The sequence below is a fragment of the Pseudoxanthomonas sp. GM95 genome, assembly GCF_900109775.1.
Lineage (GTDB): Bacteria > Pseudomonadota > Gammaproteobacteria > Xanthomonadales > Xanthomonadaceae > Pseudoxanthomonas_A.
On the sequence record NZ_FOAX01000001.1, the window covers coordinates 925,708 to 939,306 of the forward strand.

Sequence of the window (13,599 nt, forward strand, 5' to 3'; positions counted from 1 at the left end):
TGATCCGCGCGCCGGTTTCACTCCCCTCATTCAAAGGCACTGTCATGCAATCGCGTCCGCAACGACTGGTCGTGGCCACGGCCGGACTGGACCTGCTGCCGGCGACCCGGCTCAAGGTTGCGTGTTCGTTGCTGATGGCCGATCTGCTGGAGATCACGGTGGTGCCGTGGTCCGGTGGCAACGCGGACCTGCTGGTGGCCGATGCGTCTTCCTCCGAAGGCGGTTCGGCCATCCGTACCGCTTGGGCCGCACGCATGGCGGTGCTGACGTTCTCGCGTGAAGCCAGCGGCGAGCCGGACAGCGGCGAACTGCTGCCGACCGCCTCGGTGCGACAAATCGCCGATGCGCTCAAGGCCGGCCTGGCCGCACGGCGTGCCAGCCAGCCGGGTGCGGTGCCGCGCTCGATGCGCCTGATCGACCGGCTGCGCCTGGATGCCGACGCCCACGGCGAGGCGCCCGTACGCATGCTGATGGAGCTGGGCCTGCTGCGCGTGGTGGTTGATCCGCTCGATGGCCGCCTACACATGCTGCGCCGCATGCCGCTGGACGAGCTGCTGGACAAGGCACAGGACCAGCGCTGGCAGTCCAGTCCGCTGTCCGACGCGCAGTGGCTGCAGGTCTACCAGCCCGACGTGACCCTGAGTTATCCCATCGAGATGCTGTGGTGGAGGCTGGCCGCGCGCGAGGCGATCGAGCTGCCGGTGATTGCCTTGCCGGACACCGGCCTGGCTTCGTGGCCGGATCTGGATATCGGCAACACTCCCGCGACCTGGCTGCCGGTGCTGGCGCAGCTGCGCGTCCGTGCCTGGCAGCCCACCGCACTGGCCACCGCCACAGGCGCACCGCTACCGACCGTGCGCCGGATCATGACCGCCGTGCGCTTGAGTGGCCTATGCCAGGTGCAGGCCGAACGCGAAGACACCATCGGCCGTCGCGGCCGGCGCATGGCCGAGCCGGAAGCGCGCTCGTTCCTGCGCATTGCGCGACGCTTCGGCCTGAAGCTGATGGGCCTCAAGCGTGGATAGTTTCTACAACAAGCTGGTGTTCGTCGGCAGCATGGGCGCCGGCAAGACCACCGCGATCCGCTCCATTGCCGATGGCGATCCGGTCAGCACCGAAATGCCGCTCAGCGAGCACGCCACCAGCGAGAAAAGCTCCACCACCGTTGCGCTGGATTACGGCACCGTCGAGCTTGAAGAAGGCGAGCTGCTGCACCTGTACGGCGTGCCGGGCCAGCGCTACCTGGACTTCATGTGGCCGATGGTTTGCCAGGGCGCGATCGGCATCATCGTGCTGGTCAATGCGGGCGAGCCCGAGCGGCACGAGACCACGATCATGCTGCTGCGCGAATTCGCCGCGCTGGCGCCCGATGCCAGCTTCGTGGTCGGCGTGACGCGCTCGGATCTGGAGCCTGCGTTTCAGCTGGTGGAGTTCCGCGATGCATTGGCCGCATCGGGTTTCAGCGTGCCGGTGATGAAGGTTGATGCGCGCGAACAGATCCAGGTCGATTTCCTGGTCAAGACCCTGCTGTCGTGCCGCCATGCCGGCGCGCTGATGCTGGAAACCTGAGTCCGCGCGAGCTGCGGTCCACGCAGCTCGCCATCTGGTGACTACGCCATCGCTGGGCGCGGCGCCTGTCGCTGCTGGAGTTCGACATCCTGATGCTGCGCGGCCAGCGTGCGCGACTGCTCGCGCAGCTGTTCGGTGCTGCGTTCCGCCGGCACCTGCGCGGCCAGGGTCGCATCGATCTGGCTGCGCTGTTGCGAGGGATCATCCAGGCGGCCCTGCACCGCGAAGACATTGCCGTGAGCGCCGGCCACCAGATGGTCGATCCGGGTCAGCCCATCGTGGCCGGCATGCGCGGCCACGCCGGCAGCGGCATTGAGGAACTTCGCATCGTCCTGCAGGCCGAGCTGTTCACGTTGCCCCGCTAGCTTGCCGACCGCGTCGCGCACCAGCGTATTGGCCGTGTCCTCGGCGCGCGCAGGTTGCGCAGGCGCATCCGCCTGCGTACGCAGCTGCTGCAGGCTCTGCGATTCCATCACCGATTCGATGCCGTGCAGGTCCAGGCGATGCATCAGCATCTTGCCGGGGACCAGACGTTCGAGCGTCGACAGCGGATCGGGGTCGGGCAGCTTGATCTGGTGGCCAGCGGCATCGGGCATCGCGTACTTCAGCGGGAAGCTGTCTTCCTGCAGATGCGTGAGGATCTCGTTGTCCACGTGGTAGGCGCGGATCAGGCCTTCTTTTGCGTAGTCCTTGGCGGCAGACGGATCAAGGCCTTCGCGTTCCAGCGTTCGGTCATTGACGCCCGCGGCGTTGTAGGTCACTGCCGGCACGTTGTAGACCATCGCAGACGCTGCGGCGAGACCGCCACCCAAAGAATGGCCGGTCAAGATCATGTTTTCGCCGAACGCCTCCTGGGCTTTATGAGTTAGCTGGAGCGCGCGGTCGTATTGAGCGGTCTGGATTCCCAGTCCTTGCCCAAAATTCGAACCCCAGTCCTTGAGTTCGTCGGTGCCACACATCGCGAGTACAACTTGGCCCTCGCCGTTTATATAGAGCGCTGCATCAAAGCCGCTTTCCGCGTCGTGAAGCATGCGCGGTTCAATGCCAGCATTGCGTAATGCTTCGTCATCCATTCGAGACCAGGCGGCGGGTAACGCTTGGGCGATGGCGGGTTCGTCGCGTCGCTCATTCGCAGTCGCGTAAAGATCCTGTAGCAGTGCCGGGAGCTGTAGATCCAGACTCTTGGGCTCATTTCCGCGAATGTCGTCTGCGAAGCCTGTCTTGGTTTGTTCTGACATGAAGATTCCTTTCTTCCTGAGTGCAGAGGTTGGCGTTTAGCCTTCGACTGGGATCGAATTTGCTTTGAGCCATTCGCGAACAGCGACTCGGCCTTCCTTCGCTTTTGCGTTCAGTATTTTTTCTGGCGTCATGAAGAATCCAGGCTGGAATGTCACGTGTTGCGCATTGAGCAATTTCGGGTCAACGCCGAGCTTCAAGAAGCGGAGCACGTCGCCACTGTTGTTGCCGATGGCAGCGACATGAAGCAGCGAGTCGCCCATGTGATCCCTGTGGTGGATATCAGCACCTGCAGTGATGAGCATCGACGCCTGCTCATCCCGCTTGTGCAGCACTGCGTCAAACAACGGTGTGCGGCCGCTGGGGTTGGGGGTATCGATCGGGACTTTTCGGTCGACTAGAACCTTCAAGTACTTGGCGTCGTTGACCGTGGCGGCCATGTGCACGACGGTGTCGTCGTCCATGCCAGGTTCTGTGGGATCGGCGCCTGCATCCAGAAGCGCGGCCAGTGCCTCGGTGCTGCGGCTATAGATCGCCCATTCCAGCAAGGTCACGTTCTTGTCGCCGTGGCCGGAGAGATCCGTCGTCGGGGCGAGGGCGAGGATCCTGGCGCGGTCACCGTCGGCGATGGCGCGGGCCATCTTCTCCAGCGAGGGATCGGGAAAGATGGCCTTGATGTCGGTGCTCTTCATGGCGGGTTGCTCATAGGCGCCGGCGTCGTGGGTGCTGCAGCCGGTCAGGAAAAGAGTGACGGCAACGGCGATGGCGACGGGGGCATGTTGCATGGGAAGAAACGTCCGGTCAGTGCGCGCGCGCGGCGCACGATGACAGCCGCGCGCCCGCGGCATGTGGCCGTGCAGCTGCTGCGATGGCAGCACGTGGATCGCAGGCGCGTGTGGAAGGTGTGGAAGAACGTGACGCGAGCATCTCAGCCATCCTGGTCGGTGCTGGCGTCGTGGGGTCGACGATCGGAAGATCGGACGGCAGGCTCATGCTCCACTCCTTGGGGAACCGCGTGACCCGAGCCTAGTGCCTGTCGATGGCAGCGGCAACCCTCGGGGGCCGCGCGGGCGTGCTCCACGCCGGGTCCACGCGCGATTTCAGGATCTGCATCCCACTACCTCATGCGCCACGCGCCAATAAAAAAGGGCGAAGCCGAAGCTTCGCCCTTTCGTTGTCGCGTGTTGACTGGACTCAGTCGGCCGAGGCCGGCAGCGGCTGCGGCTTGCTCACCAGGTTGTGGATCGCCTGCACCACCAGCACCACGACGATGTTGATCGCCAGCGCCAGCAGGCCGGTGTACACGGTGTAGCCGGTATCGCCAAAGGTCAGCGTATGGACTGGCTTCACACCGTCGCTGATGGCCAGGTAGGTGCCGATCGCCAGGCCGGTGATCATGCCGGTCAGCAGCGCCGGTGCCCGGAACCAGCGGGTCCACAGGCCGAAGGCCATCGACGGCAGCGTCTGGATGATCCACACGCCGCCCAGCAGCTGCAGGTCCAGCGCGAACTTGGTGGGCAGGAACACGATCACCACCAGCGCCCCGACCTTGACCAGCAGCGAGACGATCTTGGCCACCTTGGCTTCACCGGCCGGCGTCACCTGCGGATTGACGTAGGCCTTCCAGAAGTTGCGGGTGAACAGGTTGGAGGCGCCGATGGACATCACCGCCGCCGGCACCAGCGCGCCGATGGCGATGGCCGCGAAGGCGAAGCCGACGAACCACTGCGGGAACAGGCTGTTGAACAGCGCCGGCACCACGTCGTTGTTGGTTTCCACCTTGATCTGCGCCGCATAGGCCATGTAACCCAGCAGGGCGATCAGGCCCAGCAGCACGGTGTAGGCCGGCAGGAAGATCGCGTTCTTGCGGATCGTATTGGCGCTCTTGGCCGCGAAGATGCCCGTCAGCGTGTGTGGGTACATGAAGGCCGCCAGTGCCGAACCCAGCGCCAGCGTGGCGTAGGGCAGGAACTGCGAGCCCTGCAGGATCACGCCGCTGGCCGGTGGCTTGGGCTTGGCTGCATACGCTTCGCGCGCCAGGGTGAACACGTTGTCGTAGCCGCCCAGCTTGATCGGCACCAGCACCACCGCCACCAGCACCACGATGTAGATCATCAGGTCCTTGACGAAGGCGATCAGCGCCGGCGCGCGCAGGCCGGCCGAGTAGGTGTACAGCGCCAGGATGATGAAGGCCGCGGCCAGCGGGATTTCGCCGGTCAGGCCCAGCGCCTTGATCACCACTTCCATGCCCACCAGCTGCAGCGCGATGTACGGCATGGTGGCGACCACGCCGGTCAACGCGACCATCAGCTCCAGCGGACGCGACTTGTAGCGGCCCCACACCACGTCACCGGCGGTGACATGGCCGTGCTTGTGCGCTTCCTTCCACAGCTTGGGCATCAGCACGAAGACGATCGGATAGACCAGGATCGTGTAGGGCAGAGCGAAGAAGCCGTACGCGCCGACCGCATACACCAGCGCCGGCACCGCGATCACGGTGTAGGCGGTGTAGAAGTCGCCGCCGACCAGGAACCAGGTAATCCAGGTGCCGAACTTGCGGCCGCCCAGGCCCCATTCGTCCAGGTGCTGCTCGCTGTTCTTGCCGCCGGTCTGCCAGCGCGAGGCCCAGAAGCCCATCACCGTGACCAGCACGAAGAAGAACGCGAAGACGGCCAGCGCCGTCCAGTGGATCTGTGGCTGTTCCATCATTCTTCCCCGTGGGTCTTGTATTCGTGGCGATAGACCAGCCAGATGATCAGCGAGGTCAACGGGATCCAGAGGAACTGGTACCAGTAGAAGAACGGCAGGTCGAACAGCACCGGGAGCTCCTTGTTGTAGAAGGGCACCCAGAGCAGGCCGATGAAGGGAAGCAGCAGGAGGTATTTCATCGCGAGGGCATCCTCGTACTCGAGATGGAGGGCCGGCGACGGTCGGCGCGTGCAGGCTGCGACGACGCGTGCGGGAGACGGGGAACGGCCTGGCACGTGCGCCTGCGGACAGGCAGTGGTGCACTGGTTTTCCCCTGCGGCAAAGGGTCCTCCCGCAGCGCACAAGCGTCAATGCGCGTGCGCGCGATCACGCTCCTACTTTGGTCGTAATTACACGGGGATGCCGGCCATCAAGCCGCGATTGGTCCTGCCAACGCAACCAAAGCGCTAGGGCGTGTCATCGATTCCGGATAGGTCGCGTTGGGCCTGCAAGCCTGTCAGCTGCGTGTTGCGTGGCGCTGTAGCTGACTGGCCGCCAGCTCAAGCCGCGTGACGCGGAGATGGTAGCCTGGTAGGCCCAACCCGGAAGGGCCGCCTCTTGGTAGGCGGCGCGACCAGTGCGGGATTGACGACACGTCCTAAAGCCAGCGTGCGCGCTTGAACAGGCCGTACAGCACGCCGCACACCACCACCATCGCGCCGATCAGCACCGGATAGCCCAGGCGCGTGTGCAGCTCGGGCATGCCTTCGAAGTTCATGCCGTACCAGCTGGTCATCAACGTTGGTGCGGCCAGCAGCGCGGCCCAGGCGCCGAGGCGCTTGACCGTTTCGCCCTGGCCCAGCGTGACCAGCGAGAGGTTGACGCTGAGCGCGGTGCCCAGCATTTCGCGCAAGGTGTCGATGCCATCGTTGACGCGCAGCGCGTGGTCGTGGACATCGCGCATGTACAGGCGGATTTCCTCTGGCACCAGTGGGCTCTGCGTGCGCACTAGGTGGTTTAGCACGTCCTGCAACGGGCCGACCGCCACCCGCATCAGGGTGAGTTCGCGCTTGAGGTCGTACAGCCGCCGCACGATCGCGCCCTTGTAGGTCTCGGAGAAGATGTCGCGCTCCAGCGAGAACAGCGTGTCGCGCGCGCCTTCGATGATCGGCATGTAGTTGTCGACGATGAAGTCCAGCACCGTGTACAGGCAGTAGGCCGGGCCCAGCTTGAGCAGGTCCGGCTCGCGCTCGATCCGCAGCCGTGCCGGCGTGTACGACAGCGAGGCGCCGTGGCGCACGGTGATCAGGTAGCGCGCACCGAGGAAGGCCTGGGTTTCGCCGTAGCGGATCTTCTCGTCGATGACCTGCACCGTGTGCATGGCCAGGAACAGCGACTGGCCGTAGGCCTCCAGCTTGGGGCGCTGGTGCGCCTTGCTGGCGTCCTCGATGGCCAGGTCGTGCAGGCAGAACTCTTCCTGCAGCTTCAGCAGCACGTCGCGGTGCGGCTCGTACAGGCCCACCCAGACGAAGGATCCATCGTCGGTGGCCAGCACGTCGCTGATCTGGTCCAGGGTCAGGTCATGGCGCTTGCCGGCCTGGTCGTAGGCGGCGCAGGTGATGACGCAGGCGGGATTGCCGGGTGAGGAGGGCGGTTGGGGAACGGGGGCGGCGTCGGTGTCCGCGGGCAGCAGGCTCATGCCGCACATCGTGCGCCCGCGCCGGTGAATGCGACAACCCGGATCGACCCGCTAGGTAGCAGGCATGACTACCGGCACATCCGCTATAGCTGACTTCTTACTAGTATCGTCTTCAACCTAGCGGCGAGGGGCCGGCGATGGGCGATACAGAGACCCAACTGAAGAAGTTCCAGAAAGAGCTCAGCGCCGGCACGGTGTCGCTGGCCCTGCTGGCGGTGCTGGCCCAGGCCGAGGAACCGCTCTACGGATATCTGATCGCCAAGCGCATGGAGCTGCTGGGCGAAGGCGTGCTGTCGGGCAAGCAGAGCGCGCTGTACCCGGTGCTGCGCAATTTGGAAGGCGCTGGCCTGCTGGACAGCCATGTCGAGCCATCGGCATCCGGGCCGCCCCGGCGCTACTACCGCATCACCGAGCCGGGGCGCGAAACCCTGGCGCAATGGGCCGCCGCCTGGCGTGCCACCAGAGACTCTGTTGATCTCGTCCTGAGGGGGACCACCGCATGAACGCACAAGGCCTGCCCACCACCATCCCCGAATACCTGGAGCAGCTGCGCGCCGCGCTCAAGGGCGCCGACCCGGCGATGATCCAGGACGCCCTCTACGACGCCGAGGAATACCTGCGCTCGGAACTGGGCGAGCAGGTCGGCAAGTCGGAGGCCGAAGTGATCGCCTCGGTCGCCGGCAGCTACGGCGCGCCGGAAGAGGTGGCCGACATCTATCGCCAGACCGAGGTCACCGTGACCCGTGCACTGCGCGCGCCGCCGCCGCCGCCGCGACGTTCCTCGCTGGGCAAGTTCTTTGGTGTCGCGGCCGATCCGCGCACCTACGGCGCGCTGTTCTACATGCTGCTGTCGCTGATCACCGGCACGTTCTACTTCAGCTGGGTGGTGACCGGCGCGTCGCTCTCGCTGGGCACGCTGATCCTGATTATCGGGCTGCCGCTGCTGGTGCTGTTCTTCGGCTCGATCCGGGTGCTGTCGCTGGTCGAAGGCCGCATCGTCGAAGCACTGCTGGGCCAGCGCATGCCGCGCCGACCGCCGTACACCAATCGCGATCGGCCGTGGCTGTCGCGCATCGGCGACATGTTCACCGACCGCCGCACCTGGAGCACGATGCTGTACCTGCTGCTGATGCTGCCGCTGGGTGTCGTGTACTTCACCCTTGCCACAGCCCTGCTGTCGACTTCACTGACCATGCTGGCCTCGCCGCTGCTGTACTTCTGGGACGACTCGCTGATCTGGGTCGACGGGGTCAGCGTGACCATCACCCATGCCTGGGCGATCCCGCTGGTGACCTTGCTTGGCTTGATCCTATTGTTCGCCACCCTGCACCTGGCCCGCGGCATCGGCCACCTGCACGGCTGGCTGGCCAAGCAGCTGCTGGTACGCTCGCCGGTGGTCTGAAGGCGGCATCGACGCAAACGAAAAACCCGCCAGCGATGGCGGGTTTTTTGTGTCTTCTCGTGGGAGCCGCTTCAGCGGCGATGGTGCTATCGGTAGAGCTTCATCGCCGCTGAAGCGGCTCCCACACCAGCATCAAGTTAGGCGTTGTACTTGGCGAAGAACGCCTTGACGTCCGGATACACCTCATCGCGCCAGCGGCGGCCGCTGAAGATGCCGTAATGCCCGGCGCCCTTGACCGTGATGTGCTTGCGCTTGGCCTTGGGAATGCCCGTGCACAGCGCGTGCGCGGCCTTGGTCTGGCCGAGGCCGGCGATATCGTCCAGTTCGCCTTCGATGCTCAACAGCGCGGTACGGCTGATCGCAGCGGGATTGACGCGTTCGCCGCCGATATCCCACTCGCCGCGCGGCAGCAGGAATTCCTGGAACACGATCCGGATGGTGTCCAGGTAGAACTCGGCCGGCATGTCCAGCACCGCGTTGTATTCGTCGTAGAAGCGGCGATGCGCGTCGGCGTCGTCTAGGTCGCCCTTGACCAGGTCGGCGTAGAAATCCCAGTGCGACATGAAGTGGCGGTTGGGATTCATCGCGATGAAGCCGGCGTGCTGCAAAAAGCCCGGATACACCGCGCGCCCGTGGCCCACGTAATTGGACGGCACGGTGTGGATGACGTTGTTCTCGAACCACGACAGCGGGTTCTGCGTGGCCAGGTCGTTGACCTGGGTCGGGCTGACGCGCGCGTCGATCGGCCCGCCCATCATCACCAGCGAGCGCGGCGTGGTTTCGCCGGCCGCGGCCATCAGCGACACCGCGGCCAGCACCGGCACGGTCGGCTGGCACACGCTCATCACGTGCAACTGGTCGGCGCCGATGTGGCGGATGAATTCCTGGATGTAGGCGACGTAGTCCTCCAGCCCGAAGCCGCCTTCATCGGCCGGCACAAGGCGGGCGTCGATCCACTCCGTCACATAGACCTTGTGGTCGCGCAGCAGGGTGCGCACGGTGTCGCGCAGCAGGGTGGCGTGGTGGCCGGACAGCGGCGCCACCACCAGCACGGTCGGCTGCGCCTTGAGCTTCTCGATGTAGGCCGGATCGTCGGTATAGCGCTTGAAGCGCAGCAGCCGGCAGAACGGCTTGACGATGACGTCCTGCTGGATCACCGGCACGTGATGGCCGGCGGCTTCCACTTCCGGAATGTCCCACTCGGGCTTTTCGTAATCCTTGCCCAGGCGGTGCATCAGCTCGTTGTAGGCCGAGATGCGTTGCGCGCCGGGCAGGTTGGACAACCAGCTGTTGGGATCGGAGAAGGCACGCGAGCTGGCGTCGGCCAGATGCACCCACGGGGCCATCCATTGGCGGCCCATTTCATGCCACTGGTAAAGCATCATATGTAGAAGCCGTTACATATCAGGCGGTTGCCGCGGCGCAGCATATCCGAATGTGGTGGATTTGACGTGAATCCGCCATTTCCTTTCCCTTTTTCGGTGCGTCAGGCCGAGGTTTCCAGTGCGGCGGCCTCGTCAGCCAGGTCCGGCCCTAGCCAGCAGTGCGATCCGGCGGGCTTGAAGCCGACCTTGCCCAGCTGTCGGCGATACCACGCCGCCGGGCGCGGCCTGAAGCCCTCGTGGTCGCCTTCGAATTCGTCTTCCTTTGCGAAGGCTTCCAGGAAGGCCACGCCGCCGCATAGTTCGCCAAGGCCCTGCAGGCCGCGCTTGAGTTCGGCGTCGGGCACGTAGTGCAGCACGTCCGAACACACCAGCAAGTCCACCGGCGCGCACGGCCGCAGCCACTGGAAATCGCCGAATGCCGCGTGATGCAGGTTGCGGCGCGCGCCGTAGCGGCGCACCGCGTAGTCGCTGCTGTCGAAGCCCAGGTACTGGAGTTTCGGGCGAAGCTTCAGCAGTGGTGCGCGCCAGGCGCCTTCGCCGCAGCCGATGTCTAGCACCGTGCGCACCGGCCGCTCCAGCCAGTATTCGGCGCAGGCCACGGCCAGGGCGACCTTGCGCGCCAGCCGTGCGGGGCCGCCGATCTCGCCCTGGCGATACCAGCGCTGGAAATAGGCGTGGTCGTATTGCTTGTCCAAGATGCTTCGCCGTGGAGGGATGGGGGACAATGATCGCCTTACCGAAGCCGCCCGCGCCACGGAGTTGATCGATGCAGACCTATTTCTGGGTCAAGACCCTGCACCTGTTGTTCGTCATCGCCTGGATGGCGGCGGTGTTCTACCTGCCGCGGATCCTGGTGAACATCGCCGAATGCGCAGGCCAGCCCGCCGTGCAGGCGCGCCTGGAACTGATGGGCCGGCGGCTGTACCGCTTCGGCCATGTGATGTTCGGGTTCGCGGTGATCTTCGGCCTGGTGCTGTGGCTGGGCTACCACTTCATCCCGGACTTCCCGACGATGGTCGGCGGCCGCGCCGGCTGGCTGCACGCCAAGCTGGGATTGGTGGTCTTGATCCTGGCGCACTACATCGTGGGCGGGCGCTGGTTGAAGGGCTTGGCCAAGGGGCGCTCGCTGCCGTCGGGCAAGGCGCTGCGCTGGTTCAACGAGGTGCCGGTGATTGTGTTGGTGGGAGTGGTGTATTTGGTGTTGGCGAAGCCGTTTTGATTTGGCTTCGTCTTTGTTGAAGCAGGGCAAGAGCTTTCACGCCGCTTCGCGGCGCGAGCTACTTTTGTGCTTGGCAAAAGTAGCCAAAACCGCCAGCGCCTGACACTCGCCGCCGCGTTGCGGCGGTGCCCTGTGCTCCTCGCCGGAAACGGCACGGCGCGGGAACTCGCTTCGCTCAAACACCCGCGCCTCTTCGGCCGTTTCCGCCTGCGGTGCTCGGCTCGCTTTGAAGGCGCTGAAGATCAAGAGCGGAGCAACACCAAAAGCAAAATCGGCACCACGCTCGATGGCTGCTCTTGCTTCGCTTTCAGATCTCCGTGAGGCACGGCGAAGGGGCGAGGCTAAGACCCGCAGGGCGCCGCACATGGATGTGCGGCGTTTTTCGAAGGGACAGGATGTCCGTTTGAAAAATCCTTCGCCACGTAGCGAACCCGCGAAGCGGGCGTGCCGCCCCGGAGTGTGTTTCTTTGCCTAGCTTTCTTTGCACAAGCAAAGAAAGTAGGGCGGACGGCGAAGCCGCACGAAAGCTTCTGCCCTAAAACAAAGAAGAAGCCCAGAGCCGACTACTTCGCCTCAAACACCTTCGACACCGGCAACTCCACCGGGACCCCATTCGCATCACACGTGCCCGCCGCACACAGCCGCTGACGCAGGGTCGGCGTCGCCTGCACGATCAGGTGGTAGATCGTGTTCTGCTCGACGGTGCCGTGGAAGGCGGTGCTGCCCGGGCCGGTGGCCCAGATGCCCACGTCATCGCCGCCGTGGCTCTCGGATTTCAGCGGGATCATGCTTTCCTGCATGTAGTCCGGATCTTCGGTATTGACCGCGTCCAGGTTGGGACGGCCATTGGACGCCTGGAACTCGGACGGATCGTGCGGGAAGTGTTTCGCGCCCGCCGCCTGCTGGTTGCTCTGGCCGGGATAGCCCGGGCCGTTGGCGTAGTTGAGCGTGGTGAAGGTCTGGCCATTGAGGTCGCGTGCGTACTGTGACTTGTCGCCGTCCTCGCCCGATACGCCGCGCACCTTGCCCAGGATCGGGTTGCCGCGCACCGGGTAGCCGACGAAGTTGAGCGAGTGCGAGTGGTCGGCGGTGACGATGATCAGCGTGTCCGGCGGTGCGGTCTGCACCGCGGCGCGCACGGCATCGGACAGGGCCACGGTTTCATCGAGCGCACGGAAGGCGTTGCCGGAATGGTTGGCGTGGTCGATGCGACCGCTCTCGACCATCAGGGCGAAGCCTTCCGGCTTGCGCGAGAGATTCTGGATGGCGACGGTGGTCAGCTCTGCCAGGCTGGGTTCGCCCTGCGCGGTGCGGTTGCGATCGTGGTCGAACTGCATGTGGTCCGGCTCGAACAGGCCCAGCAGCGCCGGCGCGGTCCTGGCCGCTTCGAACGCGCCGGTGTTCCAAACGTACACGCCGTCGGGATGGGCCTGCTTCCACTCGGCCACCAGGTCGCGGCCATCCAGGCGCAGGCCGACCTTGTCGTCGTACTCCGGGTCGCGCTCGGTGGCGGGCTGGAACTCGCTGCGTCCGCCGCCCAGCGCCACCTGCGGACCACGGCCGAAGCGCGCATCGGTGAGCAGCTGCTGGGCGATGTCGGTGCAGCCAGCGGCCTTGGCGGCTTCGGGCAGGTCGGCATCGCTTTCCCAGTTGCGCTCGGGCGTGTGGGCGTAGGTCGCCGCGGGCGTGGCGTGGGTCAGGCGCGCGGTAGTGACGATGCCGGTGGCCAGGCCGGCGCTGTCGGCCAGCTGCATCCAGGTCAGCAGGCCCTTGTTCAAGCTGTCGGCGCAGTCGCTGCGGCTGCCGGCGCTGACGCCGATGGCGCCCATGTGCGACTTCACGCCGGTCATGATCGCGGTCATGGTGCCGGCCGAATCGGGTGTCTGCGAATCGGTGTTGTAGGTCTTGCTGAGCGCGGTGGCGGGGAAGCTCTCCCAGCTCAGTGCGTTCTCTTCACCGGCGTTGCCCTTGCGCTGGCCTTCCAGGATGCGCGCGGCGGCCACCGTGGTCAGGCTCATGCCATCGCCCAGGAACAGGATCACGTTGCGGGCCTTGCCGGCCATCGCGCCGTTGCCGGCTGCGCGCGCGGCGCCGCTGCGGTACCACCACTGCGGGGTTTCGCCCTGCGGATGGGCAACGGCGGGCACGTCGATGCGGGGCACGGCGGCGGTGGGCGAGGGCGAAGTCGCGCAGCCGGCCAGCAGAGTGACGGTCAGGGCGGCGGCGATGCGGGTGACTGGACGCATGCGGGATTGGGTGTGTTCGAGAGGGGACCAGCGATTATGCGCAGCGCCTGCGGCAGTCCCATGACGGCTGTCCACGATGTCATCCGGGGCTGCCGACGCGGCGATGTCCCGCCACTGGTCTGCCGGGTTCCACGGCCGGCGTCGCCACGGCCAGG

The 13,599-nt window shown here is 65.4% G+C and carries 14 protein-coding genes; 5 read left to right on the plus strand and 9 right to left on the minus strand.

The window, feature by feature from the left end; genetic code table 11:
• Window positions 1–44 precede the first annotated feature (44 nt).
• A complete protein-coding gene (locus BMZ17_RS04420) occupies window positions 45–1,025 on the plus strand; it encodes a hypothetical protein (protein ID WP_093136478.1) in 981 nt (326 codons plus the stop codon).
• A gap of 31 nt (window positions 1,026–1,056) precedes the next feature.
• A complete protein-coding gene (locus BMZ17_RS04425) occupies window positions 1,057–1,569 on the plus strand; it encodes an ATP/GTP-binding protein (protein ID WP_093138034.1) in 513 nt (170 codons plus the stop codon).
• Window positions 1,570–1,610: 41 nt separating this feature from the next.
• On the opposite strand, the gene BMZ17_RS04430 is transcribed toward BMZ17_RS04425, so the two are convergent.
• The 5 genes from BMZ17_RS04430 to BMZ17_RS04450 all read right to left on the minus strand — a co-directional run bounded on the left by BMZ17_RS04430 (window position 1,611) and on the right by BMZ17_RS04450 (window position 7,192).
• Complete coding sequence (locus BMZ17_RS04430; protein WP_175485524.1) at window positions 1,611–2,813, minus strand: Tle-like phospholipase domain-containing protein; 1,203 nt, start codon at window positions 2,811–2,813, stop codon at window positions 1,611–1,613.
• Window positions 2,814–2,843: 30 nt separating this feature from the next.
• On the minus strand, window positions 2,844–3,590 hold the full coding sequence (locus BMZ17_RS04435; RefSeq protein ID WP_093136482.1) for an ankyrin repeat domain-containing protein: 747 nt from the start codon (window positions 3,588–3,590) through the stop codon (window positions 2,844–2,846).
• 409 nt (window positions 3,591–3,999) lie between these two features.
• The gene (locus BMZ17_RS04440) at window positions 4,000–5,511 is read right to left on the minus strand and encodes a monocarboxylate uptake permease MctP (protein WP_093136484.1); all 1,512 of its coding nucleotides are present in this window, start codon (window positions 5,509–5,511) and stop codon (window positions 4,000–4,002) included.
• Entirely contained in the window at window positions 5,511–5,693 is a 183-nt protein-coding gene (locus BMZ17_RS04445; RefSeq protein WP_093136486.1) for a DUF3311 domain-containing protein, read from the minus strand. Before BMZ17_RS04445 ends, BMZ17_RS04440 begins: the two co-directional genes overlap by 1 nt.
• Window positions 5,694–6,151: 458 nt before the next feature.
• Window positions 6,152–7,192, minus strand: a complete 1,041-nt coding sequence (locus BMZ17_RS04450; protein ID WP_093136488.1) for a magnesium and cobalt transport protein CorA — start codon at window positions 7,190–7,192, stop codon at window positions 6,152–6,154.
• 137 nt (window positions 7,193–7,329) lie between these two features.
• On the opposite strand from BMZ17_RS04450, the gene BMZ17_RS04455 reads away from it, so the two are divergent.
• Both BMZ17_RS04455 and BMZ17_RS04460 read left to right on the plus strand, forming a co-directional pair.
• A complete protein-coding gene (locus BMZ17_RS04455; RefSeq protein ID WP_093136491.1) occupies window positions 7,330–7,695 on the plus strand; it encodes a PadR family transcriptional regulator in 366 nt (121 codons plus the stop codon).
• Complete coding sequence (locus BMZ17_RS04460) at window positions 7,692–8,594, plus strand: sensor domain-containing protein (protein ID WP_093136494.1); 903 nt, start codon at window positions 7,692–7,694, stop codon at window positions 8,592–8,594. The genes BMZ17_RS04455 and BMZ17_RS04460 overlap by 4 nt, the downstream gene beginning before the upstream one ends.
• Before the next feature lie 137 nt (window positions 8,595–8,731).
• Here BMZ17_RS04460 and phaZ read toward each other — a convergent pair whose 3' ends face one another.
• Together phaZ and BMZ17_RS04470 are read right to left on the minus strand one after the other, a co-directional pair.
• Entirely contained in the window at window positions 8,732–9,976 is a 1,245-nt protein-coding gene (gene phaZ, locus BMZ17_RS04465) for a polyhydroxyalkanoate depolymerase (RefSeq protein WP_093138035.1), read from the minus strand.
• Between the two features lie 104 nt (window positions 9,977–10,080).
• Entirely contained in the window at window positions 10,081–10,674 is a 594-nt protein-coding gene (locus BMZ17_RS04470) for a class I SAM-dependent DNA methyltransferase (RefSeq protein WP_093136497.1), read from the minus strand.
• Window positions 10,675–10,745: 71 nt separating this feature from the next.
• On the opposite strand from BMZ17_RS04470, the gene BMZ17_RS04475 reads away from it, so the two are divergent.
• The gene (locus BMZ17_RS04475; RefSeq protein WP_093136499.1) at window positions 10,746–11,198 is read left to right on the plus strand and encodes a CopD family protein; all 453 of its coding nucleotides are present in this window, start codon (window positions 10,746–10,748) and stop codon (window positions 11,196–11,198) included.
• A 36-nt stretch (window positions 11,199–11,234) separates the two neighbouring features.
• On the opposite strand, the gene BMZ17_RS20825 is transcribed toward BMZ17_RS04475, so the two are convergent.
• Window positions 11,235–11,444: a hypothetical protein gene (locus BMZ17_RS20825; protein ID WP_139202789.1), complete on the minus strand. Its 210-nt coding sequence runs from the start codon at window positions 11,442–11,444 to the stop codon at window positions 11,235–11,237.
• 317 nt (window positions 11,445–11,761) lie between these two features.
• A complete protein-coding gene (locus BMZ17_RS04480) occupies window positions 11,762–13,444 on the minus strand; it encodes an alkaline phosphatase (protein ID WP_093136502.1) in 1,683 nt (560 codons plus the stop codon).
• Window positions 13,445–13,599 lie beyond the last annotated feature (155 nt).